The sequence below is a fragment of the Streptomyces rimosus subsp. rimosus genome, from assembly GCF_000720725.1.
In the GTDB taxonomy this organism is placed as follows: domain Bacteria; phylum Actinomycetota; class Actinomycetes; order Streptomycetales; family Streptomycetaceae; genus Streptomyces; species Streptomyces rimosus_A.
The window spans coordinates 1-25,013 of sequence record NZ_JOCQ01000006.1 but is presented as its reverse complement, the minus strand read 5'-3'; the positions used below and the strand labels follow the sequence as shown (position 1 = coordinate 25,013).

17 protein-coding genes are annotated in these 25,013 nt (G+C 72.0%); 6 read left to right on the top strand and 11 right to left on the bottom strand.

The window, feature by feature from the left end:
- Window positions 1-37: 37 nt before the first annotated feature.
- The 5 genes from IH45_RS0104510 to IH45_RS0104485 form a co-directional block, all read right to left on the bottom strand.
- Window positions 38-1,396, bottom strand: coding sequence for an amidohydrolase (locus IH45_RS0104510; protein ID WP_030661647.1), 1,359 nt, complete (start codon window positions 1,394-1,396; stop codon window positions 38-40).
- Window positions 1,393-2,151: a nucleoside phosphorylase gene (locus IH45_RS0104505; protein WP_030661645.1), complete on the bottom strand. Its 759-nt coding sequence runs from the start codon at window positions 2,149-2,151 to the stop codon at window positions 1,393-1,395. The genes IH45_RS0104510 and IH45_RS0104505 overlap by 4 nt, the downstream gene beginning before the upstream one ends.
- 121 nt (window positions 2,152-2,272) lie before the next feature.
- Entirely contained in the window at window positions 2,273-3,565 is a 1,293-nt protein-coding gene (locus IH45_RS0104500) for an MFS transporter (RefSeq protein WP_107058571.1), read from the bottom strand.
- Window positions 3,566-3,797: 232 nt separating this feature from the next.
- The gene (gene mtnC / locus IH45_RS1000000150590) at window positions 3,798-5,153 is read right to left on the bottom strand and encodes an acireductone synthase (protein ID WP_267885128.1); all 1,356 of its coding nucleotides are present in this window, start codon (window positions 5,151-5,153) and stop codon (window positions 3,798-3,800) included.
- A 26-nt stretch (window positions 5,154-5,179) separates the two neighbouring features.
- The gene (locus tag IH45_RS0104485; protein ID WP_030661637.1) at window positions 5,180-5,776 is read right to left on the bottom strand and encodes a 1,2-dihydroxy-3-keto-5-methylthiopentene dioxygenase; all 597 of its coding nucleotides are present in this window, start codon (window positions 5,774-5,776) and stop codon (window positions 5,180-5,182) included.
- Between the two features lie 167 nt (window positions 5,777-5,943).
- On the opposite strand from IH45_RS0104485, the gene IH45_RS0104480 reads away from it, so the two are divergent.
- Entirely contained in the window at window positions 5,944-7,473 is a 1,530-nt protein-coding gene (locus IH45_RS0104480) for a GMC family oxidoreductase (RefSeq protein WP_158812930.1), read from the top strand.
- Between the two features lie 83 nt (window positions 7,474-7,556).
- Here IH45_RS0104480 and IH45_RS0104475 read toward each other — a convergent pair whose 3' ends face one another.
- The 4 genes from IH45_RS0104475 to IH45_RS0104460 form a co-directional block, all read right to left on the bottom strand.
- Window positions 7,557-9,167: a glycerol-3-phosphate dehydrogenase/oxidase gene (locus IH45_RS0104475; protein WP_030661630.1), complete on the bottom strand. Its 1,611-nt coding sequence runs from the start codon at window positions 9,165-9,167 to the stop codon at window positions 7,557-7,559.
- A gap of 12 nt (window positions 9,168-9,179) precedes the next feature.
- The gene (glpK, locus tag IH45_RS0104470) at window positions 9,180-10,721 is read right to left on the bottom strand and encodes a glycerol kinase GlpK (protein WP_030661627.1); all 1,542 of its coding nucleotides are present in this window, start codon (window positions 10,719-10,721) and stop codon (window positions 9,180-9,182) included.
- Window positions 10,722-10,763: 42 nt separating this feature from the next.
- Entirely contained in the window at window positions 10,764-11,552 is a 789-nt protein-coding gene (locus IH45_RS0104465; RefSeq protein WP_030661624.1) for an MIP/aquaporin family protein, read from the bottom strand.
- A gap of 226 nt (window positions 11,553-11,778) precedes the next feature.
- Window positions 11,779-12,552, bottom strand: coding sequence for an IclR family transcriptional regulator (locus IH45_RS0104460; protein WP_003981592.1), 774 nt, complete (start codon window positions 12,550-12,552; stop codon window positions 11,779-11,781).
- A gap of 269 nt (window positions 12,553-12,821) precedes the next feature.
- On the opposite strand from IH45_RS0104460, the gene metH reads away from it, so the two are divergent.
- From metH to IH45_RS0104440, 4 genes are all read left to right on the top strand, one after another.
- A complete protein-coding gene (gene metH / locus IH45_RS0104455; protein ID WP_030661621.1) occupies window positions 12,822-16,331 on the top strand; it encodes a methionine synthase in 3,510 nt (1,169 codons plus the stop codon).
- Between the two features lie 160 nt (window positions 16,332-16,491).
- The gene (locus tag IH45_RS0104450; RefSeq protein WP_030661618.1) at window positions 16,492-17,193 is read left to right on the top strand and encodes an HAD family hydrolase; all 702 of its coding nucleotides are present in this window, start codon (window positions 16,492-16,494) and stop codon (window positions 17,191-17,193) included.
- A 373-nt stretch (window positions 17,194-17,566) separates the two neighbouring features.
- Window positions 17,567-19,177 (top strand): ABC transporter substrate-binding protein, encoded by a 1,611-nt coding sequence (locus IH45_RS0104445; protein WP_030661615.1) that lies wholly within the window; start codon window positions 17,567-17,569, stop codon window positions 19,175-19,177.
- Window positions 19,178-19,314: 137 nt separating this feature from the next.
- Window positions 19,315-20,907: an ABC transporter substrate-binding protein gene (locus tag IH45_RS0104440; RefSeq protein ID WP_030661612.1), complete on the top strand. Its 1,593-nt coding sequence runs from the start codon at window positions 19,315-19,317 to the stop codon at window positions 20,905-20,907.
- Window positions 20,908-21,014: 107 nt separating this feature from the next.
- On the opposite strand, the gene IH45_RS0104435 is transcribed toward IH45_RS0104440, so the two are convergent.
- On the bottom strand, window positions 21,015-21,686 hold the full coding sequence (locus IH45_RS0104435; protein ID WP_003981597.1) for a response regulator: 672 nt from the start codon (window positions 21,684-21,686) through the stop codon (window positions 21,015-21,017).
- A 13-nt stretch (window positions 21,687-21,699) separates the two neighbouring features.
- Window positions 21,700-22,842 (bottom strand): RecB family exonuclease, encoded by a 1,143-nt coding sequence (locus IH45_RS01000000143165; protein WP_324607919.1) that lies wholly within the window; start codon window positions 22,840-22,842, stop codon window positions 21,700-21,702.
- A 192-nt stretch (window positions 22,843-23,034) separates the two neighbouring features.
- On the opposite strand from IH45_RS01000000143165, the gene IH45_RS0104425 reads away from it, so the two are divergent.
- Window positions 23,035-24,345 (top strand): site-2 protease family protein, encoded by a 1,311-nt coding sequence (locus IH45_RS0104425; protein WP_030661607.1) that lies wholly within the window; start codon window positions 23,035-23,037, stop codon window positions 24,343-24,345.
- The last annotated feature ends 668 nt before the right edge of the window (window positions 24,346-25,013 follow it).

Sequence of the window (25,013 nt, the reverse complement as noted above, 5' to 3'; positions counted from 1 at the left end):
GGGGCCGGGAGGGAGCGCGGGGAGTTCCCCGCCGTCCTCAGACGGACCGGACGACCGCCTCCGCCGCGCCGGTCACGGCCGCCTCGTCCAGCGTCGTCAGCCGGCGGCCGCGCATCAGCACCCGGCCGTCGACGACCGTGTCCCGGACATCACCGGCCCGCGCCGCGTACGCCAGCGTCGACCACGGGTCGTGCCGGGGCGCCAGGTGCGCACCGCCGAGGTCCAGCACCGCCAGGTCCGCGCGCTTGCCCACCTCCAGCGAGCCGAGCTGCCCGCCCAGCCCCAGCGCCCGCGCACCCTCGATCGTCGCCATCCGTACGGCCTGCTCGGCGCCGACCGCGGTGGGATCGCCGCCCGCCTTGTGGACCAGCGCGGCCATGCCCAGCGCCGCCACCATGTCCAGGGAGTTGGAGCTGACCGAGCCGTCCGTGCCCAGCCCGACCCGTACGCCCTGCCGCAGCAGCTCCGGCACCCGGGCGATGCCGCAGCCCAGCTTGAGGTTGGAGACCGGGCAGTGCGCGACGCCGGTACCGGTACGGGCCAGCGCCGCGATCTCGGTGTCGGTCAGCTCGACCGCGTGCGCCAGCAGCGTGTCCGGGCCCAGCAGGCCCAGCGACTCCAGCAGTTCCACCGGCCGCTTGCCGTACCGCTCGCGCACCATCGCCACCTCGGCGGCGTTCTCCGCCGCGTGCAGGTGCAGCAGCGCGCCGTACTCCTTCGCCAGTGCGGCGATGTCCGTCAGCTGCGCGGCGTCCAGGGTGTAGGCGCTGTGCGCGAAGACCACCGGACGGGTGCCGGGGGAGGGGCTGCGGTCTTCGAGGTGCCGGCGGGCCCACGCCATCCGGTTCCCGTACGGCATCCGGTCGGGCGGCCCCGGTACGTCCATGAACGTCGGCCCGGACAGCAGCCGCCAGCCCGCGTCCCGCGCGGCCCGCTCGGCCGCCTCGTGGAACCAGTACATGTCCAGCGCGGTGGTCACCCCGCCCCGCACGCTCTCCGCGACGGCCAGCCGCAGACCCGCGGTCACCGCCTCCGGGGACAGCAGCGCGTTCTCCCGCGGCACCACCCTGCCCAGGAACCCCTGGAGGTCCACGTCGTCGGCGTGCCCGCGCAGCAGTGTCATCGCCAGGTGGGTGTGGGTGTTGACCAGCCCGGGCAGCACCAGGCAGCCGGTGGCGTCGATCTCCTCGGCCGCGCGGTGGGCGGCGCGCAGCCCGTCGGCGGGGCCGACCGCGACGATCTGCCCGTTCCGTACGGCCACCGCGCCGTCGGGCAGGACGGTGCCGGAGTCGTCGACGGTGAGGACCGTCCCGCCGTGCACCAGCAGGTCGGCGTCCGCCGCTTCCGTGTTCCCCACGGGGCTCGTCGGGACCGTGCCCGTCGGGACCGTGCTCATCGGTTCTCCTCCTCCGTCAGCGCCCGCAGCGCCTCCAGCGCGACGACGGCGCCGCGCGCCACGCCCTCCGCGACCACGTCCCGGTGCGGGTCATAGCCGCCGGTGGCCGCCCGGTCGACCAGTTCGTCCGCGTTCGCCCCGTCGATCACCAGCACCGCGCCGGCCACCAGGCCGCGCAGCGAGGCCGTCACGAACAGCGCGGACGCCTCCATCTCGATCGCCGCCACGCCCGCCGCGGTGTACGCCGCGACCGGCAGCGGCAGCAGGCCCGGCTGGAACGCCGCGCGCGTCCACACCACCCCGCGGTGGTACGGCGCCCCGGCCGCCCCCGCCGCCCGCTCCAGCGCCAGCACCGCTTCCGGCGCGGCCACGGCCGGGTACTCCGGCGGCACCAGCTGCTGCGTCACCCCGTCATCGCGTACCGCCGCCTCGGCGATCACCAGATCGCCGTCGCCGATCCCGGCCCGTATCGCCCCCGCCGTACCGAAGCGTACGAAGGTCCGTACGCCCGCGTCCGCCAGCTCCTGGAACAGCAGCACCGCGCCGGGCGCGCCCACGCCGTGCGACGCGACGACCACCGGCACGCCCTTCCAGCTGCCGGTGAACGTCCGGTACTCGCGGTGGTACGCGACCTCCGCCGCGCCGTCGAGCAGCTCGGCGACGGCCGCCGCGCGGGCCGGATCGCCGACCACGACGGCCTGCGGCGGCAGCCCGCCGCGGGGCAGGCGGGCGATGGGGGACAGGTCTGGGGTCACGGGGCGGCTCCAGGGGCTCGGACGGATGACCCGGCGGACGACGGGACAACACGGACGGGACGGCGGTACCGCACCAACCTACGGGCCCGGCGGACGGTGCCCGCAACGTGGTCCGGTCCGCTCACGCGGCCCGGGTGCGCGCGGAGAACAGGACGGCCAGGGCGCACGGTATGAGCAGCAGCAAGAAGGCCGCACCGTACCCGGCGGCCCGTGCCACACCCGCGCCCAGGCACAGATTGAGGACGGCGGAGGCCACTGCCAGCACCGTCACCTGGCCAAGATTCTGGTTGGTCTGCATCGCGCCGCTCGCCGCGCCCTGGCGGCCGGGCGGGCTGTGGGTCAGGGACAGCACGGTGAGCGAAGGGGCGAGCAGGCCCATGCCGACGGCCGCGACGAGCATGGCCGTACCGGCGGTGAACGCCGGTGCCGCGGGCAGCGTCCCGACGGCCGCGATCGCCACGGCCGCCGACTGCACCAGCGCCCCGGCCACGACCAGCCGGTGCCGGGGTACGTGCTCCAGCAGGCGGCCCTGCACCCAGGAAGCGGCGGCCCAGAACACCGCGGCTCCCGTGAAGACCAGGCCGATCAGTACGGGAGGCGCCGCCCGTTCGGTGACGAGCAGCAGCGGCACCAGTGCCTCCAGCGTGAAGAACGTGCCCGAACTGAGGCCGCGCAGCAGGACCGTCGCGGGCAGGCCGCGCGCCGCACGCCACGTACCCCGCGGCAGCAGCCGTGGCGCGAACACCAGCAGCAGACCGAGCCCGCCGGCCGCGAACAGCAGCTGGCGCGGGTCCCGGCCCGAGACGCCGTACTGGCCCAGCGCCGCGCCCGCGCTCACCGCCACCGCGACCAGCAACGCGGGCCGCGGCGCCCGTTCGTCCGACGGCGCGGGAGCCGCGGACCGCGAACGGCCGCGCAGTACGGCCGCCACCGCCAGCGCCGGAAGCACGGTGAGCGCGGCCAGCCAGAAGAACACCATGCGCCACGACCACCACTCGGCCACCAGCCCCGCCAGCGGCGGACCGATCAGTGACGGAACGATCCAGCAGGTGCTCATCAGCGCCAGGGCGCGCGGCTGGAGACGGCTCGGGTACGCCTGGCCGATGGCGGTGTTGACCGCGACCATGATCATTCCGCCGGCCAGGCCGTCCAGGAACCGCCCGGCCGCCAGCTGCCAGACCGAGGTGCTGGCACCGGAGACGAGCAGCGTGGCCACCGCCAGCACCAGGCCCGTCGCCAGCGGCTGCTGCGCCCCGGACCGGTCCGCCCAGTGCCCGCCCAGCACCCCGCCGAGCAGGCTCGCCGCCACGAAGCACCCCGCGACGAGCGGGAAGAGCCGCACCCCGTCCAGGTCGCGGGCGGCCGTCGGCAGGGTGGGGACCACGGCGAGCGCGGCGAGGCCGGTCAGGAACATCACGGCGGCGAAGCAGGCGGAAGCGGCCGCGTACGGACGGGAGAACAGGCCGCCGGGAGGGGCGGGCGGGGCGCCCTGGGCGGGGACGACCACGACGGCCGGCGCCGCGGAAGCCACGGGCGCGGCACTGGACGAGCACTTCGGATCACCGGTCACGAGCGCACAAGGTAGGCGCGCCACGCGGCCGGCAGCCAGTTGTTTTCGCAGGCGCCCGCCACCCGGCCACCGGCCCTCAGGCCCGGCCCGCCGCCAGCTCCAACTCCAGGAGCCACTGCACCACTTCGGCATGGTGCCGGGCCTGGAGCAGGTCCGCGCCCCACACGTACAGACCGTGTCCCGCGACGACCACGGCGGGCATCCGCGGCTCCCGGGCCGCCTCCAGCCGGTCCCCGAGCACGGCCATGTCCTGGCTGTTGGCGATGACCGGCAGCCGCACCGTGGCCCCTTCGGCGGGCAGCCCCAGCCCCTTGAGCATCTCCAGGTCGCCGAAGACGATCCCGCCCGGCCTGCGCCGCGCCATCGCCACCGCCGCGACCGTGTGGACGTGCACGACCGCGCCCGCGCCGGTCAGCCGCACCACCCGCGCGTGCAGCCCGGCCTCCGCCGACGGCTTCCCGGCCCCGACCGCGGTGCCCGCGACCGCGGTGCCCGCGCCGTCCACCAGCACCACGTCGTCCGCGGTCAGCTCGCCCTTGTCCCGCCCGCTCGCGGTCACCGCCAGCCGCAGCGGATCGCGGTCCAGTACGGCCGACAGGTTGCCGGACGTGCCGCGCATCCAGCCGAACGAGGCGAACCGCGCGGCCTCGGCGGCCAGCCGGGCCCCGGCCCGCCGCACCTCCTCGTCACCGATGTCCGGTCCCGCGCCGGTCCGGGCGCCGGGCACGGTGCCTGCACCGGCCGCCCCCGCCCCCGTCCCGATCCTCAGCTCCGCGAAGGACGCCACCTCCGGATGGTCCCCCACCCCGCTCCCGTAGTACGGCTCCCCGGGCCGCCGCACCCCGGCCGTACGCCACCCCGCCGCACGCGCCGCGTCCAGCTCCCCGGGCCGGTCGGACAGGAACAGCACCCGCTCCGACTCGGCCCCGAGGTCGTCGGCGATCGTCTCGTACGACATGGCCACCAGCTTGGGCCCGGCGTTCTCCGTGTCGTAGAACCGCTCGGCCAGTGCCCGCAGATCGCCCTCCGGGCTGTGCCCGAACCACGCCTGCTGCGCGGCCACCGAGCCCGACGAGTACACGTGCAGCCGGACGCCCGCCGCGTGCCACTCCCGCAGCCGGGGCACCACGTCCGGGTAGAAGTGCGAGACCAGCTCGCCGCTCGCGAAGCCCTCGGACCACACGATGCCCTGCAGCGTTTTCAGGGGCGTGACCTTGCGGTCCTCGTCCAGCCAGGCGCCGAGCGCCCGCTCGATCCGCACGGCGTCCGCGCCCGGCTCGGCCAGCAGCTCCCGGATCTGCGTCATGGCCCGCCGTACCGCCGGCTCCTCGGCCCGCTCGGCCAGCAGCCGTCCGAACCGCTTGCGGGAGTACGGGTACAGCTCGTCCACGACGAACCCGGTCGCGCTCGTGGTGCCCTCGATGTCGAGCACCACGTGGTCCACGTCGAAGGTGTGGTTCACGCCGTGCCCCGTTCCGCCCGCCGGGCCATCAGCGTGTCGAAGTCCGGGAAGCGCAGCGCGATGTCGTCCCCGGTGAACGTGCCGACCCAGCCGTCCTCCTCGTGGAAGAAGCGGATGGCGGTGAACGACGGCCGGGTGCCCATGTCGAACCAGTGGGTGGTGCCCCGCGGCACGCCCAGCAGGTCGCCCTCCTCGCACAGCACGGCGTGCACCTCGCCGCCCGTGTGGAGGTAGAACACCCCGGCCCCGGCGACGAAGAACCGCACCTCGTCGTCGTCCTCGTGGGTGTGCTCGGCGAGGAACTTCTGCCGCGCAGCGCGGGCCGTCTCCGCCCAGCCGGGGGCGTCGCCCGGGTGCAGGGACGCCACGTCCACCGTCACGAAACCCTCCTCGGCGGTCAGCCGGTCGATCTCCGCCCGGTACGCGGCGAGGACGGTGGCGGACTCCGCGTCCGGCGCCACGTCCGCGCGCACCGGCCACTGCTCGTACCGCACTCCCGCGGGCGCCAGCGCGGCGGCGATCTCCGCGGGCTCCGACGTACGCCGCAGCACGGTCTCCGGGCCGCTCTCCGGCCAGGTGGTCAGCAAGGTCATGGGAATCTCCAAGGTCGGTGACGGGTCTGGAGAAACACGGGGGAGGCCGCGAGGAGCGGCCGGGCCCCTGCACGGCGATGCTAGTCCGGCCGGGTCCGGGCGCGGGGGGTTCCGCCCGACGGACGTGTGTGATCCGCCCGCCGCGGGTACCTCAGGCAGCCGGAACCGTGAGCCGTACCCACAGGGAGGCGAAAGCGCAGGTCATGGACGTATGGGATGTGATCATCGTCGGCGCGGGCTCGGCCGGCGGCGTACTGGCCGACCGGCTGACCGAGGACCCCGCACGGTCCGTCCTGCTGCTGGAGGCCGGGCCCGATTACGGCAGCTCGCCCGACGGCCTGCCCGACGACGTGGCCACCAGCCCCGCCGCCACCCACAGCCACGACTGGGGGTACGCCAGCGAGCCGGGCACCCTCGGCCGGTCCGTGGAGCTGCCGCGCGGCAAGCTCGTGGGCGGCTCCTCGGCGATCAACTCCGCGATCGCGCTGCGCGGCCACCCGCGGGACCACGACGACTGGGCCGCCCAGGGCAACGAGGGCTGGGCTTTCGCCGACTTCCTGCCCAGCCTGCGCCGCGTCGAGCGGGACCTGGACCTCGGCACGCGCTGGCACGGTACGGACGGCCCGGTTCCCGTGGGGCGGTACGGGCCGGACGAGACCAACCGGTGGCAGCGAGCCTTCCACGACGCCTGCACGGCCCTCGGCCACCCGCCCGTCGAGGACCACAACGCCCCCGGCGCGCGCGGCGTGGGCCCGGTGCCGGTCAACCGGCTCGGCGGCGTACGGCAGAGCACCGCACTGACCTACCTCGCGCGGGCCCGCGAGCGCGCCAACCTGACCGTGCGCGGCGATGTCCTGGTGGACCGGGTCGTACTGCGCGACGGCCGCGCGGTGGGAGTACAGCTGGCCGATCCGGCGCGTACAGTCCTGTCCGCCCACCGCGTCGTGCTCGCCGCCGGCGCCTACGGCAGCCCGCCGATCCTGCTGCGCTCCGGACTCGGCCCGGCCGCCCACCTGCGCGACCTCGGCATCCCGGTGGCGGCCGACCTGCCCGGCGTGGGGGAGAACCTGCGGGACCACCCCGCCGTCACTCTGCGGTACGCCACCGACGCGCCGCCGCCCGGCCCCCGCGACCCGGTGTTGCAGACCTTTCTGACCTGCGACCTCACCTGCGGGGACGGCCCGGTCGACCTCCAGGTCTTCCCGTCGGGGCCGGAGGCCGGCGAGGACGGCGGCACGGTGCTCACCTTCTGGGTCGCCCTGCTGCGGCCGTTCTCCTGTGGCCGGCTGTGGCTGCGCTCGGCCGACCCCCGCGACGCGCCGCGCATCGACGTCGGGTTCCTGAGCGATCCGCGCGACGGCGAGCGCATGGTGGCAGGCATGCGGCTGGCGCGCTCCCTCGCCCGTACGGCTCCGCTGTCCGGCCTGCTGGGCGAAGAGCGCGCACCGGGCCCCGCCGTCACCACGGACGAACAGCTGGCGGAAGCACTACGGCAGACAGTCAGCGGCTACCAGCACGCCGCCGGTACCTGCCGGATGGGACCGGCGGGGGACCCCGGCGCCGTCGTCTCCGCCACCGGCGCCGTCCACGGCGTCGAGGCCCTGGACGTCATCGACGCCTCCGTCATGCCGACCCTGCCCGCCGCCAACACCAATCTCACCACCATGGCCCTCGCCGAGCACTGCCTGCGGGGGTAGCGGGGACAACGGCCGCGGACACGCCGGAGGGCGGCTCCCCGAAACGGGGAGCCGCCCTCGTGACGGCAACGGGTGACGGAACGTCAGCCGCGCTGCTCCAGTATCTCCTTGGCCCGCGCCCGGACGTCCTCCGAGTCCAGGCCGCGGATGGTCAGCGTGGTGCGGCGGCGCAGCACGTCGTCCACCGTCTCCGCCCACTCGTGGTCCCGGGCGTAGACGACCTGGGCCCAGATCTCCGGCGCGTCCGGGTGGATGCGCTCGGCGAGGGCCGGGTCCTCGTTGGCCAGGCGCGCGATGTCGAAGGACAGCGAGCCGTAGTGGGTGGCCAGGTGACGGGCGGTCTCCGGCGCCATGCGCGGGCCGGGGGCCGAGCCGTCGACGAGCAGCCGGTGGGCCACCGCGTTCGGGTTGGCGATGCCCGGCAGCGGGAGCTTCTTCGGCAGCCGCGAGATCGGCTCCATGTCCTCGGCCAGCGGGTGGCCGGGCAGCGCCGCCAGCTTGTTCATGACCGTACGGCCGATGTGGCGGAACGTCGTCCACTTGCCGCCCGCGACCGAGAGCATGCCGCCCGCGCCCTCGGTGACGACGGTCTCGCGCTTGGCCTTGGAGGTGTCGCCGGGGCCGCCCGGCAGCACCCGCAGGCCCGCGAAGGAGTACGTGATCAGGTCACGCGAGAGCTGCTGGTCGCGGACGGAGAAGGCCGCCTCGTCCAGGATCTGCGCGGTGTCCTTCTCGGTGACGCGGACGTCCGCCGGGTCGCCCTCGTACTCCTCGTCGGTCGTACCGAGCAGCAGCATGTCCTCCCAGGGGAGGGCGAAGGTGATGCGGTACTTGTCGATCGGGGTGGCCAGCGCCGCCTTCCAGGGGGAGGTGCGCTTGAGGACCAGGTGCGCGCCCTTGGACAGGCGGATGGAGGGCGCCGCGTTCGGGTTCTCCATCTTGCGCAGGTGGTCGACCCACGGGCCGGTCGCGTTCAGGACCAGGCGCGCGTTGACACCGAACTCGGTGCCGTCGGTGCCGTCCTTCAGCTCGGCGCCGGTGACCCGGCCCTGCGTGAACCGCAGGCCGGTGACCTCGGCGTGGTTCAGCACGGTGGCGCCCGCGGCGACCGCCGCGCGGACCGTCATCAGGGCCATCCGCGCGTCGTTCATCTGGTCGTCGCCGTACACGGCCACGGCCTTCAGGTTGTCCGTACGCAGCTCCGGCACGTCCCGCTGGGCCTTGGCCGGGCTGATGACGTGGCCGACGCCGTCGCCGAAGGCGGACAGCGCCGAGTACGCGAAGACGCCCGCGCCCAGCTTGGCCGCGCCGTGCGGGCCGCCCTTGTAGACCGGCAGGTAGAAGGTGAGCGGGTTGGCGAGGTGGGGGGCCACCTCACGCGAGACCGCGCGGCGCTCGAAGTGGTTCTCCGCCACCAGCTTGACGGCGCCGGTCTGCAGGTAGCGCAGGCCGCCGTGCAGCAGCTTGGAGGAGGCGGAGGAGGTGGCGCCGGCGAAGTCGCCGGCGTCCACCAGCGCAACCCGCAGCCCCGACTGCGCGGCGTGCCAGGCGGTGGAGATGCCCAGGATGCCGCCGCCGATCACCAGGAGGTCGTACGTCGCCTTGGAAAGCCGCTCCCGAGTCTCGGCGCGGCTCGGGTTCGAACCGTCGGCCGGGTGCGTCCCGAGGGCCGGGACGCTCTGCAGGGTGCTCATGATTACTCCTCGTCAGCTCTCGTCGTCGATCCAGCCCATGGTCCGCTCGACGGCCTTGAGCCAGTTCTTGTACTCGCGGTCGCGGGTCTCCGCGTCCATGCGGGGGGTCCACTCGGCGGCCCGGCGCCAGTTGGCGCGCAGCGCGTCGGTGTCCGGCCAGAAGCCGACGGCCAGACCGGCGGCGTAGGCGGCGCCGAGGCAGGTCGTCTCGGCCACCATCGGGCGCACCACGGGGGCGTCCAGGAAGTCCGAGATGGTCTGCATCAGCAGGTTGTTGGAGGTCATGCCGCCGTCGACCTTCAGCGAGGTCAGGTCGACGCCGGAGTCCTTGGTCATGGCGTCGGTGATCTCGCGGGTCTGCCAGGCGGTGGCCTCAAGCACGGCGCGGGCGATGTGCGCCTTGGTGACGTAGCGGGTCAGGCCCGCGATCACGCCGCGCGCGTCGGAGCGCCAGTAGGGGGCGAACAGGCCGGAGAAGGCCGGGACGAAGTACGCGCCGCCGTTGTCCTCGACGGTGGACGCCAGCGTCTCGATCTCGGCGGCCGAGTTGATCAGGCCCATCTGGTCGCGCATCCACTGCACCAGCGAACCGGTGACGGCGATCGAGCCCTCCAGCGCGTACACCGGGTCCTGGTCGCCGATGCGGTAGCCGACCGTGGTCAGCAGCCCGTTGTAGGAGTTGACGGGCTCGTCACCGGTGTTCATCAGCATGAAGGTGCCGGTGCCGTACGTGGACTTGGCCTCGCCCTTGTCGTAGCAGGTCTGGCCGAACAGGGCCGCCTGCTGGTCGCCCAGTGCCGAGGCGACCGGCACGCCGGCCAGCGCGCCCGCGGCGGCGGTGCCGTACACCTCGGCCGACGAGCGGATCTCCGGCAGCACCGCCGCCGGGATGTCGATGGAGTGCAGGATCTTCTCGTCCCACTCCAGCTTGCGCAGGTTCATCAGGAGGGTGCGCGAGGCGTTGGTGACGTCGGTGACGTGCACGCCGCCCTCGGCGCCGCCGGTCAGGTTCCAGATGACCCAGGAGTCCATGGTGCCGAAGAGGATGTCGCCGGCCTCGGCGCGCTCGCGCAGGCCCTCGACGTTGTCCAGCAGCCAGCGGATCTTCGGGGCGGCGAAGTAGGAGGCCAGCGGCAGGCCGGTCTCGCGGCGGAAGCGGTCCTTGCCGACGTTGCGGCCCAGCTCGCGGCAGAGCGCGTCGGTACGGGTGTCCTGCCAGACGATGGCGTTGTGGACCGGCTCACCGGTCTTCTTGTCCCACATCAGCGTGGTCTCGCGCTGATTGGTGATGCCGATGGCCTTGACGTCCTTGGCGGTGATGCCGGCCTTCTCGACGGCGCCGGCCACGACCTGCTGGACGTTCTCCCAGATCTCCTTGGCGTCGTGCTCGACCCACCCCGGCTTGGGGAAGATCTGTTCGTGCTCCTTCTGGTCGACCGAGACGATGCGGCCGTCCTTGTCGAACACGATGCAGCGGCTGGACGTGGTGCCCTGGTCGATGGCCGCGATGAACGGGCCGTGGCCGTGCGAGGCGGTGCTGTGGTTGTCGCTCATGGGTGTCTGTGCTCCAAAAGTCTTCGGTGCGGGCGGCGCGGCTCAGGCGAACGCGAGGTTGTAGATACCACCGGCGATCGCGCCGCCGAGCAGCGGACCGACGACCGGGATCCAGGCGTATCCCCAGTCCGACCCGCCCTTGTTCGGCAGCGGAAGCAGCGAGTGGACGATACGCGGACCGAGGTCGCGGACCGGGTTGATCGCGTAGCCGGTCGGGCCGCCCAGCGACAGACCGATGCCGACGACCACGAACGCGGTCAGCAGTGCCCCGATGACGCCGACGCCCTTGCCGTTGTCGCTGAGGCCCTGCGTGAGGATCGCCAGCACGAGCACGATGGTGGCGATGACCTCCGTGGTCAGGTTCTGCACCGCGTTGCGGATCTCGGGTCCGGTGGAGAAGACGCCGAGAACCGGGCCGGCCTTGGGGGCCGCCGCCTTGTCGACCATGCCTTCCTGGCCGCTCTGCTCGCCCACGATCTCGGGGTCGGTCAGATGGGCCTTGAAGTGGCCGTAGTAGGCCAGCCAGACGAGTACCGCACCGATCATGGCGCCGAACAGCTCACCGGCGAAGTACACCGGCACGTCGCTCCAGGGCGTTCCGCCCTTGATGGCCAGTCCCACGGTGACCGCGGGGTTCAGGTGGGCACCGGACTTGGTCGCGATGTACGCGCCGGTCAGTACGGCGAAGCCCCACCCGAAGGTGATGGCCACCCAACCCGAGTTGAACGCCTTTGAGCGCTTGAGCGTGACGGCGGCGCAGACGCCACCGCCCAGCAGGATCAGAACAGCGGTACCGATGGTCTCGCTGATGAAGATGTCGGAGCTGGACACCCGCGACTCCTTTGTCCTTCGTCCAGGGGAAGGCGGACCCCGGGTCCCTCCGAGGTCCGCGCCCTCCGAGAGGGCGTTGGTCGGCCTCCGGCGCTGTCCACCATAACCAATATTGTCGTTAGGTGTTCGACAATGCCGACCGACGAACGGCAGTTTTCTTCACACGTAGCACCCCGTCAAGGGTTCTGTGACTGAAAACTTAGGTGAACATATGGGGCATAAGCGGTCAGAATCGCCCTGCGCCCAGGTCACGGGAGACCGCACGTGCGCAATCCCTCACAGCCGCGACGATTTCCGGCCGCAGCTCACCCGGCTCGCCGTCCCGGCAGACCCGCTCCACGGCGCCCGTGACGCCCACCGCGCCCACCGGCATCCGCCGCCGGTCGTGGATGGGCGCGGCCACCGACGCCACGCCCTCCCAGGTCTCCTCCACGTCGGCCGCCCAGCCCCGCGCCCGGGTCAGGTCCAGTACGCCTTCCAGCTCGTCCAGGGCGGTCACCGTGCGCGGCGTGAACGCCTGCCGCTCGGCCTCCGCCGCCTCGCTGTGCGCCACCGGGTCGTACGCGGTCAGCACCTTGCCCAGCGCTGTGCTGTGCAGCGGGTGCATCGCGCCGACCTCCAGCACCTGGCGGCTGTCGTCGGGCCGGAAGACGTGGTGCACGATCAGCACGCCCTGCTGGTGCAGCACGCCCAGGTAGACGCTCTCACCGCTGGAGCGCGCCAGGTCGTCCGTCCACACCAGGGCGCGGGCGCGCAGCTCGTGCACGTCCAGATAGCTGTTGCCGAGCCGCAGCAGCTCAGCGCCCAGCTGGTAGCGGCCTGAGGCCGGGTCCTGCTCGACGAAGCCCTCCTGCTGGAGGGTGCGCAGGATGCCGTGCGCGGTGCCCTTGGCCAGGCCCAGCGCGGAGGAGATGTCGGAGAGCCCCAGCCGCCGCTCACCGCCGGCCAGCAGCCGCAGCATCGCGGCGGCACGTTCCAGTGACTGGATGTTCCGTGCCATCGGGAGACCTCCGGGTCGAGCGGTGTGGAGCGGGTGGTGTGGTGCAGTGTTCAACAGTGCCGGGCGGCTCCAGGAGCGGTTCGGCAATGCTGAACGATATCGGTGAATGCCGACCCTCCGGCAGTCGACCGAGCCATGTCAATGATCTTGGCCGAGTCCACGCCGTGGGACGGCCGGGCCCCGGGCGGCGCCGCCCGCTACCCTGACCGGGTGCGCCTTCCACCGGAAGACGCAAAGCCGACAGCCGTCGCAACCAGGGGAGCACCTCCATGGCCTCGTACACGCCATCGTCCACCAGCACATCCCGCACCACGGCCCTCCGCGAGGCCCTCGCCTCCCGCGTCGTGGTGGCCGACGGGGCGATGGGGACGATGCTCCAGGCGCAGGACCCGTCCCTGGAGGACTTCCAGCAGCTGGAGGGCTGCAACGAGATCCTGAACCTCACCCGTCCGGACATCGTCCGCTCGGTCCACGAGGCCTATTTCGCGGTCGGCGTCGACTGCGTCGAGACCAACACCTTCGGCGCCAACCACGCCGCCCTCGCCGAGTACGACATTCCCGAGCGGGTCTTCGAGCTGTCCGAATCCGGCGCCCGCATCGCCCGCGAGGCCGCCGACGCGTTCACCGCCTCGACCGGGCAGCAGCGCTGGGTGCTCGGCTCCATGGGCCCCGGCACCAAGCTGCCCACCCTCGGCCACGTCGACTACGTGACGCTGCGCGACGCCTACCAGAAGAACGCCGAAGGCATGATCGCCGGCGGCGCCGACGCGCTCCTCGTGGAGACCACCCAGGACCTGCTCCAGACCAAGGCCGCCGTCCTCGGCGCCCGCCGCGCCCTGGCCGCCACCGGCACCGACCTGCCGGTGATCTGCTCGGTGACCGTCGAGACCACCGGCACCATGCTGCTCGGCTCGGAGATCGGCGCCGCGCTGACCGCGCTGGAGCCGCTGGGCATCGACATGATCGGCCTGAACTGCGCCACCGGCCCGGCCGAGATGAGCGAGCACCTGCGCTACCTGGCACGCAACGCCCGCGTACCGCTGTCGTGCATGCCCAACGCCGGCCTGCCCGTCCTCGGCAAGGACGGCGCGCACTACCCGCTGACCCCGGCCGAGCTGGCCGACGCCCAGGAGACCTTCGTCTCCGAGTACGGGCTCTCGCTCGTCGGCGGCTGCTGCGGCACCACCCCCGAGCACCTGCGCCAGGTCGTCGAGCGGGTACGGGGCGTGGCCCCCACCGAGCGCAGCCCGCGCCCCGAGCCCGGCGCCGCCTCGCTCTACCAGACCGTCCCGTTCCGCCAGGACACCTCCTACCTGGCGATCGGCGAGCGCACCAACGCCAACGGCTCCAAGAAGTTCCGCGAGGCCATGCTGGAGGGCCGCTGGGACGACTGCGTGGAGATGGCCCGCGACCAGATCCGCGAGGGCGCGCACATGCTCGACCTGTGCGTGGACTACGTCGGCCGGGACGGCGTCGCCGACATGCGGGAGCTGGCCGGCCGCTTCGCCACCGCCTCCACCCTGCCCATCGTGCTGGACTCCACCGAGGTCCCGGTCATCCAGGCGGGTCTGGAGAAGCTGGGCGGCCGCGCGGTCATCAACTCCGTCAACTACGAGGACGGCGCCGGGCCCGAGTCCCGCTTCGCCCGGGTCGCCGCGCTGGCCCGGGAGCACGGCGCGGCCCTGATGGCGCTGACCATCGACGAGGAGGGCCAGGCCCGTACCGCCGGGCACAAGGTCGCCATCGCCGAGCGGATCATCGACGACCTGACCGGGAACTGGGGCATCCGCGAGTCGGACATCCTCATCGACTGCCTGACCTTCACCATCTGCACCGGCCAGGAGGAGTCCCGCAAGGACGGCGTCAACACCATCGAGGCGATCCGCGAGCTGAAGCGGCGTCACCCCGACGTGCAGACCACACTGGGCCTGTCCAACATCTCCTTCGGCCTCAACCCGGCCGCCCGCATCGTGCTGAACTCCGTCTTCCTGGACGAGTGCGTCAAGGCCGGACTGGACTCGGCGATCGTGCACGCCTCCAAGATCCTGCCGATCGCCCGCCTGGAGGAGGAGCAGGTCAAGGTCGCCCTCGACTTGATCTACGACCGTCGCGAAGAGGGCTACGACCCGCTCCAGAAGCTGCTGGAGCTGTTCGAGGGAGCCACCGCCAAGTCGCTGAAGGCCGGCAAGGCCGAGGAACTGCTCGCGCTGCCCCTGGAGGAGCGCCTCCAGCGCCGCATCATCGACGGCGAGAAGAACGGCCTGGAGGCGGACCTGGACACGGCGCTCGCCGAACGCCCGGCCCTGGACATCGTCAACGACACCCTGCTGGAGGGCATGAAGGTCGTCGGCGAGCTGTTCGGCTCCGGCCAGATGCAGCTGCCGTTCGTGCTCCAGTCCGCCGAGGTCATGAAGACCGCGGTGGCCTATCTGGAGCCGCACATGGAGAAGTCCGACGCGGAGGGCAAGGGCACCATCGTGCTGGCGACCGTCCGCGGCGATGTGCACGACATCGGCAAGAACCTGGTCGACATCATCCTGTCCAACAACGGCTACAACGTCGTCAACCTCGGCATCAAGCAGCCGGTTTCGGCCATCCTGGAAGCCGCCGAGGAACACCGCGCCGACGTCATCGGCATGTCCGGGCTGCTGGTCAAGTCCACGGTGATCATGAAGGAGAACCTGGAGGAGCTCAACCAGCGCAAGATGGCGGCCGACTTCCCCGTCATCCTCGGCGGCGCCGCCCTGACCCGCGCCTACGTCGAGCAGGACCTCCACGAGATCTACGAGGGCGAGGTCCGCTACGCCCGCGACGCCTTCGAGGGCCTGCGTCTGATGGACGCCCTGATCGCCGTCAAGCGCGGCGTGCCCGGCGCCAGCCTGCCCGAGCTCAAGCAGCGCCGCGTCCCCAAGCGCGACGTGCAGATCGCCGAGCCTGAGCCGGAGGAGGGCACCGTCCGCTCCGACGTGGCCACCGACAACCCGGTGCCCGCCCCGCCCTTCTGGGGCACCCGCGTCGTCAAGGGCATCCAGCTCGCCGACTACGCGTCCTGGCTGGACGAGGGCGCCCTGTTCAAGGGGCAGTGGGGCCTCAAGCAGAACCGTACGGGCGACGGCCCCTCGTACGAGGAACTGGTCGAGACCGAGGGACGCCCCCGGCTGCGCGGCTGGCTGGACAAGCTCCAGACCGAGAACCTCCTGGAGGCCGCCGTCGTCCACGGGTACTTCCCCTGCTACTCCAAGGGCGACGACCTGATCCTGCTCAACGAGGACGGCACCGAGCGCACCCGCTTCACCTTCCCGCGCCAGCGCCGCGGCCGGCGGCTGTGCCTGGCGGACTTCTTCCGGCCGGAGGAGTCCGGCGAGCGGGACGTGGTCGGCCTCCAGGTCGTCACCGTCGGCTCGAAGATCGGCGAGGCCACCGCGGAGCTGTTCGCCTCCGACTCCTACCGCGACTACCTGGAGCTGCACGGCCTGTCCGTCCAGCTCGCCGAGGCGCTGGCCGAGTACTGGCACGCCCGCGTCCGCGCCGAGCTGGGCTTCGCCGGCGAGGACCCGGCCGACGTCGAGGACATGTTCGCGCTGAAGTACCGCGGCGCCCGCTTCTCGCTGGGCTACGGGGCCTGCCCCGACCTGGAGGACCGGGCCAAGATCGCCGACCTGCTGCGGCCGGAACGCATCGGCGTCCAGCTCTCCGAGGAGTTCCAGCTGCACCCCGAGCAGTCCACCGACGCGATCGTCATCCACCACCCGGAGGCCAAGTACTTCAACGCCCGGTAGCGCCGGGACCGGGGAGGCCACGGAAGTTCCCGCGGGCACCGCGCGTCTCCCCGCACAGTCGTACACTGGTCGGTCCGGTAGTGGCCGGTCGTCCTCCCCGCGCGGGAGGGCGGCCGGCCCTTTCGTCCCTCCGGGGACGTTCGACTACGGAGGTGCACGGATGACCAGCAGCATCCCCGCGGTGGGCACGCGTACGGCCGACGGCGCCACCCTCCAGGCCGTCTTCCTCGACCTGGACGGCACCCTCGTCGACACCGAGGGCTTCTGGTGGGAGGCGGAGGCCGCGGTCTTCGCCGAGCTGGGCCACGTACTGGACGACCACCACCGCCAGGTCGTCGTCGGCGGGCCGATGACGCGCAGCGCCGCGTACCTGATCGGCGTCACCGGCGCCGACATCGGCCTGGACGAGCTGACGGTGCTGCTCAATGCCCGGTTCGCGGAGCGCATCGCCCGCGGCGTGCCGCTGATGCCCGGCGCCCGCCGGCTGCTGGCGGAACTGGCCGCGCACCGGGTGCCCACCGCGCTGGTCTCCGCCTCGCACCGCACCGTCATCGACCGGATGCTGCCCTCCCTGGGCCCGGAGCACTTCCACCTGACGCTGGCCGGCGACGACCTGCCCCGTACGAAGCCGCACCCGGACCCGTACCTGACCGCCGCCGCCCGGCTCGGGGTGGACCCGCGGCGCTGCGCCGTGGTGGAGGACACCGTCACCGGCGTGACGGCCGGGGAGGCGGCGGGCTGCCGGGTGGTGGCGGTGCCGTCGGTGAGCCCGATCGGCCCCGGCACCGGCCGTACCGTCGTCGGATCGCTCGAAGAAGTGGATCTCCCATTTCTGCGGTCGTTGATCACGGACGGCCGGTGACCCGAACACCGAGCGTGCCCGGCGAAAAGGGAAGAAACTGTGAGCAGCGGGCCGCTCATTTTCCGTGACGAATGCGCTGGCCGAATTCGCCCGGCCGAACTCCTCAATGCGGGAGTGACGTTTCTCACGCGTCAGCCCGTCGACAGTTCGGCATGGACACGTTCCATGGGTGCTTTCTCCTGGTTTTCATGGGGGTATGTGTCCGGATTGATGGAGGCCCGTACGAAACGTTCCGGCGTCCGGATATCGGTCACCCGGCGGCCGTTATCCGGGCGTGATATCCGTTCAACTTGGTTGTGTCCCGGACGCGCTGGCCGTTCCTACTAATGTCATCGCGAGCAACACCTCTGCGCTGATAAGGAACCTGCCGACGATGAATCGCAAGACCTTGGTGCTGCCGGCCCTGGCCGGTCTGCTCGTCCCCACGCTCGCCGCCTGCGGCAGCTCGGACGGCTCCGGCGACGGCGGCAAGCCGATCAAGGTCGGCACCACCGCCCAGCTGGAGGCCACCAAGGACGCGCCCGCCCCGCTCGACCCCGCCCAGGCGTACGACGTCGACGCGTGGAACGTGCTGCGCGGAACCCTGCAGACGCTGATGCGACTGCCGCGGACCGGCACCGCGCCGGTGCCCGAGGCCGCCGAGTCCTGCGGCTTCCGGGACACCCAGAACGAGCAGTACCGCTGCAAACTCCGCGACGGTCTGAAGTTCACCAACGGGCACGCCCTCACGTCCAAGGACGTGAAGTTCTCCATCGACCGGATGCTGGCCATCAAGTACGACCGCGGCCCCGTCTCCCTGGTGGACAACGTCGACAAGGTGGAGACCCCCAGCGAATCCGAGGTGGTCTTCCACCTGAAGAAGCCGGACGCCACGTTCCCGCAGAAGCTTGCCACCCCGGCGGCCGCCATCGTCGACAGCGAGGTCTATCCGAACAAGGGCCTCTACAAGGGCTTCGAGGTGGCCGGCTCCGGCCCGTACACCGTCAAGATGGAACACAGCGGAGAGCGTGTCAGCAAGGCCGTCTTCACCAAGAATCCCGACTACAAGGGCGGAATCGAGGTGAAGAACTCCACCGTCGAGATGAAGTTCTTCGACGACTCCGAAGGCATGGAGAAGGCGCTCCGCAAGGGCGACATCGACCTGATGAACCGCAGCCTGGCGCCCGACCAGATCAAGGGCCTGGAGAACGCCCGGGACGAGCACGTCCGACTGCAGGCCGTACCCGGCTCCGAGATCCGCTACCTCGCCTTCAACACCGACAACCCGTCGGTCTCCGACAAGGCCGTCCGGCAGGCCATGGCCCAGCTGGTCAACCGCTCCGCGCTGGTGCGCGACGTGTACTCCCACACCGGTGACCCGCTGTACTCCATGGTTCCCAAGGGCCTCACCGGCCACATCAACTCGTTCTTCACCAAGTACGGCAGCCCGAGCGTCCCCGCCGCCCGCAGGATCCTCCAGCAGGCGCACATCAACACCCCGGTGAAGCTCACCCTCACGTACACCACGAACCACTACGGCTCCAGCACCATCAAGGAGTTCAAGGCCCTGCAGAGCCAGCTCAACCAGGGCGGCCTGTTCGACGTGAGCATCAAGGGCGTCGACAGCTGGCAGCAGTTCCGCAAGGAACAGACCGAGGGCAAGTACGCCGCCTACGGCATGGGCTGGTTCGCCGACCTCCCGGACGCGGACAACTACATCGCGCCGTTCTTCGGCAAGGGGAACTTCCTCAACTCCCCGTACCGCAACAACAAGATCGAGTCCCAGCTGATCCCCGGCACCCGGCAGCAGACCGACCGCAACTCCGCCGCGGAGCAGTTCAAGCAGGCCCAGGACATCATCGCGGACGAGGTGCCGATCCTGCCGCTGTGGCAGGGCAAGCAGTACGTCGCCGCCCGCGACGACATCACCGGCGCCGAGTGGGCCCTGAACTCGTCCTCGGCCCTGCAGATCTGGGAACTCGCCCGCGGAGTGAGCAGCAACTGACGACGACCTCCGGCCGGCGCGCCACCGCACGCCGGCCGGCTGCCGCACCCGACGGCGCGCACCACCACAACCGATGACGGCACCCGCCGGCGCGGACCACAACGCTTCACCGCCATACGACTGTGAGGAACACGCACGTGAGGAAACGCGACCAGTGGCTGGCCGCACCGCTGGGAGCAGGGCTCGTCGCCGCCCTGCTCAGTGGCTGCGGAACGGGTGACGGCGGCAGCGCCGGAACCGGCAACCCCGTGGTGATGGGCATGACCGACAAGATCGTGTCCATCGACCCCGCAGGCGGCTACGACCCGGTCTCGTGGGTGCTGTTCACCAACGTCTTCCAGTCGTTGCTCAGCTTCCCCAAGGGCAGCACGACCCCCGAACCCGAGGCCGCCGAGTCCTGCGGCTTCGCCGAGGGCGGCAGCACCGTCTACAAGTGCACCCTCAAGGACAACCTGAAGTTCAGCAACGGCCACGCGCTGACCTCGAAGGACGTCAAGTTCTCCTTCGACCGGATCAAGCGCATCGCCGACACCAACGGCCCGGCCGTGATGTTCACCGGCCTGGACAAGGTCGAGGCCCCCGATGACAAGACCGTCGTCTTCCGCCTCAAGAGCCCCGACGCGACCTTCCCCATGAAGATCGCCTCCGGCGCCGGCTCCATCGTCGACCACAGCGAGTACGCGCCCGACAAACTGCGCACCGACAACAAGGCCGTCGGCTCCGGCGCCTACAAGCTGGAGGACTACGACCCCGAGGACGAGGCGGTCTTCGGCGTCAACGGCTCCTACCAGGGCCCCGCCGAGGTCAAGAACTCCGGCATGACCATGAAGTTCTTCAAGAGCCCGGACAAGCTCAAGAAGGCGGTCCAGGACGGCTCCATCGACGTCGCCTACCGCGGTCTGGACATGAAGGACATCGCCTCGCTGGAGCAGGCGTCCGCCAGCCAGAAGCACGGCATCCAGGTCGTCCAGGGCAACAGCGCCGAGGTCATGCACCTCGTCTTCAACATGCACGACCCGGTCGTCGGCAAGCTCGGCGTCCGCAAGGCCATCGCCTACCTCCTGGACCGCTCCACGCTGGTCCGGGACGTCTACAAGCGCACCGCCGCGCCGCTGTACTCGATCGTCCCCGCGGGTATCACCGGCCACAACACGGCCTTCTTCGCCAGCTACGGCGACCGGCCGCAGCCCGACAAGGCCGCCGCCGCCCTGCACGAGGCGGGCTACGGCAGCGGCAAGAAGGTGCCGCTCACCCTCTGGGCCACCCCCGTCCGCTACGGCCCCGGCACCGTCCCGGCCTTCCAGGAGATCGCCCAGCAGCTCAACGCCAGCGGCCTCTTCGACGCCCAGGTCAAGAGCGTGCCCATCGAGGAGTTCGAGAAGGGCGTCAAGGGCGGGAAGTACGGCGCGTACGTCAAGGGCTGGGTCCCGGACTACCCGGACCCGGACAACTTCACCCAGCCGTTCTTCGGCAAGGGCAACGTCCTCAACAACAACTACGACGCCAAGCGCATCACCGCGAAGCTGCTGCCCGGCACCGCGGGCCAGCCCGACCGGCAGGCCACCAAGCCCGCCTTCCGCGAGATGCAGGACATCGTCGCCGAGGACCTGCCCGTCCTGCCGATCTGGCAGGGCAAGCAGTACGCCGTCGCCGGCGAGAACATCGCCGGCCTCCAGTGGACGCTGGACGCCTCGACGGTCTTCCGGTTCTGGGAGATCAGCAAGGGCTGACGCTCCGGACCCACGCGACGGCCCGGCCCACCGCTGCCCCTCTCGGGGCGGGGTGGGCCGGGCCGTCGCTTGTGGGGGCGTTCGTAGGGCCGGACGGCCGGACGGGCTTACTGGGCGCCGGGGCGCACCAGCCCGCTCTCGTACGCGTACACCGCGGCCTGCACCCGGTCGCGCAGCCCCAGCTTCGTCAGCACGTGGCCGACGTGCGTCTTGACCGTCGTCTCGCTCACGAACAGGTCCGCGGCGATCTCCGCGTTCGACAGCCCGCGCGCCACCAGCTTCAGCACCTCCACCTCGCGCTCGGTGAGGGTGTGCAGCGTGTCCGGCACCGGCTCCTCGCCGGACGGCAGATGGCCCGCGTACTTGTCCAGCAGCCGGCGAGTGATGCTCGGCGCCAGCATCGCCTCGCCCGCCGCGACCACCCGGATCGCCTGCACCAGCTCCTGGGCCGGCGCGTCCTTCAGCAGGAAGCCGCTGGCCCCCGCGCGCAGCGCCTCGACCACGTACTCGTCCAGGTCGAACGTGGTCAGCACCAGCACCTTCGCCGGACCGTCCTTCGCCGGGCCGGTGATCTGCCGGGTCGCCTCGACCCCGTCCATCCGCGGCATCCGGATGTCCATCAGCACCACGTCGGGCTGCAGCGCCCGTACCTGCTCCAGCGCCTGCAGGCCGTCCCCGGCCTCGCCGACGACCGCGAGATCCTGCTCGGCCTCCAGAATCATCCGGAAGCCGGTACGCAGCAGCGGCTGGTCGTCGACCAGCAGGACGCGGATTGCCACAGGAACTCCTTCGTTAGACCAGGTCCATTCTGCCCTGCCCCTCCCCGGACGCCGCCACAGGGAGCGTCCCCGCCCGGCCGGGCACCGGCAGCGGATACGGCGGGGGAGTACCGCCGAATTCCGGGCACACCGCCTGGTGGTCGCACCAGCCGCACAGCTTTGTACGGCGCGGGCGCCAGTCACCGGTCGCGGTCGCCCGCTGGATCGCGTCCCACAGCGCCAGCAGCTTGCGCTCCACGCCGCGCAGATCCGCCTCGGTGGGGTCGTACGTCAGTATGTCGCCGCTGCCCAGGTACACCAGCTGGAGCCGGCGCGGCACGATGCCGCGCAGCCGCCACATCACCAGCGCGTAGAACTTCATCTGGAACAGCGGACCGTCGGCGTACTCCGGACGGGGCGCCTTGCCGGTCTTGTAGTCGACGAGGCGCACCTCGCCGGTCGGCGCCACGTCCACCCGGTCGATGAAGCCGCGCAGCTGGAGGCCCGAGTCGAGCACCGTCTCCACGTACAGCTCGCGATCGGCGGGCTCCAGGCGGGTCGGGTCCTCCAGCGTGAACCACCGCTCCACCAGCGTCTCGGCGTCCGCCAGCCAGGCCGCCAGCCGCTCACCCGCCGGGTCGTCCGTGAACAGCTCGGCCAGCTCCGGCCGCTTCGCCAGCAGCTTCTCCCACTCGCCCGGCACCATCGCCCGCGCGCCGCCCGCCGTACGCTGCCCCGCCGGGGCGTCGAAGAGGCGCTCCAGCACCGCGTGCACCACCGTGCCGCGCGTCGCCGCGGCGCTCGGCTTCTCCGGCAGCTTGTCGATCACCCGGAAGCGGTACAGCAGCGGACACTGCATGAAGTCGCTCGCCCGCGACGGGGAGAGGGAGACGGGACGGGTGGCGGGGGAGGGGGTGCGGGGGAGCGGGGTGGTGGATGGGGCGGGGGCGGCGGACGGTGCTGCCGGGTCTGCTGGTGCGGCTTCGCGGGGCAGGTTGGCCGTCCCGGCCTCGCGGGCAGCGGCCGTCCTGTCCTCGCCGGTCCCGTCGGTCTCACCGGCGGCCTCGGCGGCCTCGGCGCCCCTGGGCACCTCAGCCACCTCGGCCTCGCCGGTGCCGTCCTGCCCGCCGTCCCCGCCCGCGGCGTCCGGCACAGCCTTCTCGGTGCTCGTTCCCATGACATACGAGCCTACGGTCCGCCACTGACAGCTCCGGCAACCGAGGGATCACAATGGGAGACCGAGACGGGGCGTCGCGAAGCGTTCCGCATACCATCGACGCCAGACCCCTTCGCCCTGCATGATCGACAGGCCGTACCGGACCGGAACCGGACGGACAGGAGCGAAGGCCGCAATCGACGAGGGGACGCCGTGGACGAGAGTGGGAAGCCGCAGGACCCCGAGGAGTCCGCGCACCCCCAACCGCCCAACCCGCCCGGACCGTCCGACCCGGCCCGCGGCACCGGCCGTACGAGGCCGTCCGGAACCCGCCCCTCCCCGCAGTCGTCGCCCAAGGGCCAGCAGGGGCGGCGCACCGGCGGCGGCATCCTCATGGGCCGCCCCTTCGGCGTACCGGTGTACGTGGCGCCCAGCTGGTTCATCGTCGCCGCACTGATCACCTGGGTCTTCGGCGGCCAGCTCGAACGGGTCCTGCCGGAGCTCGGCGCGGGCCGCTACCTGGTCTCGCTCTTCTTCGCCGTCGCCTTCTACGCGTCGGTGCTCGTGCACGAGCTCGCGCACACCGTCGCCGCGCTGCGCTTCAAGCTCCCCGTACGCCGTATTCAGCTCCAGTTCTTCGGCGGCGTCTCCGAGATCGAGAAGGAGTCCGAGACCCCCGGCCGCGAATTCGTCCTGGCCTTCGTGGGGCCGCTGCTCTCGCTCGTCCTGGCGGGGGTCTTCTACGGCGGCATGGAGCTGGTCGAGCCCGGCACCGTACCGGGCGTCCTGCTCGCCGGGCTGATGATCTCCAACCTGATCGTCGCCGTCTTCAACCTGCTGCCCGGCCTCCCGCTGGACGGCGGGCGGATGCTCCGCGCCGTCGTGTGGAAGATCACCGGCAAGCCGATGACCGGCACCGTCGCCGCCGCCTGGGTCGGCCGCGCGCTCGCCGTCTCGGTCCTGATCGGGCTGCCGCTGCTCACCCACACCGGCGCCCTGGGCAACGCCCCCACCGACCTCGGAGGCGCCGACTCGATCACCGACGCGCTGCTCGCCGCGATCCTCGCCGCGATCATCTGGACCGGTGCGGGCAACAGCCTGCGCATGGCCCGGCTGCGCGAACGCCTCCCGGATCTCCAGGCCCGTACGCTCACCCGGCGCGCCGTCCCGGTGGAGGCCGACACCCCGCTGTCCGAGGCCCTGCGCCGCGCCAACGACGCGGGCGCGCGCGCCCTGGTCGTGGTGGACCGCGCGGGCCGGCCCACCGCCGTCGTCCGCGAGACCGCCATCGTGGGCGTTCCCGAGCACCGCCGCCCCTGGGTTCCCGTCAGTGGCCTGGCGCAGGACCTGAAGGACGGCATGCGGGTCTCCGCCGAACTCGCCGGCGAAGACCTCCTGGACTACCTGCGCGCCACCCCCGCCACCGAGTACCTGGTGGTCGAGGAGACCGGCGAGATCTACGGCGTCCTGTCCACCGCCGACGTGGAACGCGCCTTCGTGGCCGCCATGGCCCGCCCGTCCTGACCCAGGCCCTGCCCCAGCCACCAGGTCCGGCCCGCCCTCGGCAATTCACGCGCACTGCCGCGGCCCCGGTTACGCCCCCCGACGGCCCCGGCTACGCCCCCCGACCTGGCTGCACGCGCTTCACGCGCGCCACCCGTGGGTAAGCCCCCGTCGGGGGGACGATCACCTGCGGCCCTATAGGCGCGCAGGTTCCGGTACGGAGCCTGGCGGCCGGCCTGGGACCTGGCGTACGTACGGAAGGGAACGCAGCGTCACGGCCAAAAGCCCGGAGTCCGTACGGGAGGGAGCGCAGCGTCCGCCCAGCAGCCCGGCGTCCGGCCGGCAGCCCGGCGTGCGGCTCCAGCTCGGTATCCCGCCCCGGCCCCCGGTTACGCCCCTGACGGCCCCCGGTTACGCCCCCTGACCTGGCTTGACGCGCGCCGCCCCGGGGTAAGCCCCCGCCGGGGGGACGATCACCTGCGGCCCCATAGGCGCGCAGCTTTCCGGCCAACAGCCCGGCCCGCAGCCCAGGCCCTGACCCGCAGCCCAGGCCCCGGCCCGCAGCCCAGGCCCCGGCCCGCAGCCCAACCCCCGACCCACAGCCCAACCCCCGACCCGGAGGGAACCCAGCCCCTGCCAGAGGAGACCCAGCCCCCACCAGAAGGAACCCAGCCCCGCCAGAGGGAACC

Bases quoted from the DNA above. Each gene is read 5' to 3' on its own strand.
- IH45_RS0104510 (WP_030661647.1), bottom strand. From the start codon at position 1,396: ATGAGCACGGTCCCGACGGGCACGGTCCCGACGAGCCCCGTGGGGAAC.
- IH45_RS0104500 (WP_107058571.1), bottom strand. From the start codon at position 3,565: ATGTTCCTGACCGGCCTCGCCGCGCTCGCCGTGGTCCCCACCCTGCCG.
- IH45_RS0104485 (WP_030661637.1), bottom strand. From the start codon at position 5,776: ATGACCTTGCTGACCACCTGGCCGGAGAGCGGCCCGGAGACCGTGCTG.
- IH45_RS0104475 (WP_030661630.1), bottom strand. From the start codon at position 9,167: ATGAGCACCCTGCAGAGCGTCCCGGCCCTCGGGACGCACCCGGCCGAC.
- glpK (WP_030661627.1), bottom strand. From the start codon at position 10,721: ATGAGCGACAACCACAGCACCGCCTCGCACGGCCACGGCCCGTTCATC.
- IH45_RS0104460 (WP_003981592.1), bottom strand. From the start codon at position 12,552: ATGGCACGGAACATCCAGTCACTGGAACGTGCCGCCGCGATGCTGCGG.
- metH (WP_030661621.1), top strand. From the start codon at position 12,822: ATGGCCTCGTACACGCCATCGTCCACCAGCACATCCCGCACCACGGCC.
- IH45_RS0104450 (WP_030661618.1), top strand. From the start codon at position 16,492: ATGACCAGCAGCATCCCCGCGGTGGGCACGCGTACGGCCGACGGCGCC.
- IH45_RS0104445 (WP_030661615.1), top strand. From the start codon at position 17,567: ATGAATCGCAAGACCTTGGTGCTGCCGGCCCTGGCCGGTCTGCTCGTC.
- IH45_RS01000000143165 (WP_324607919.1), bottom strand. From the start codon at position 22,842: ATGGGAACGAGCACCGAGAAGGCTGTGCCGGACGCCGCGGGCGGGGAC.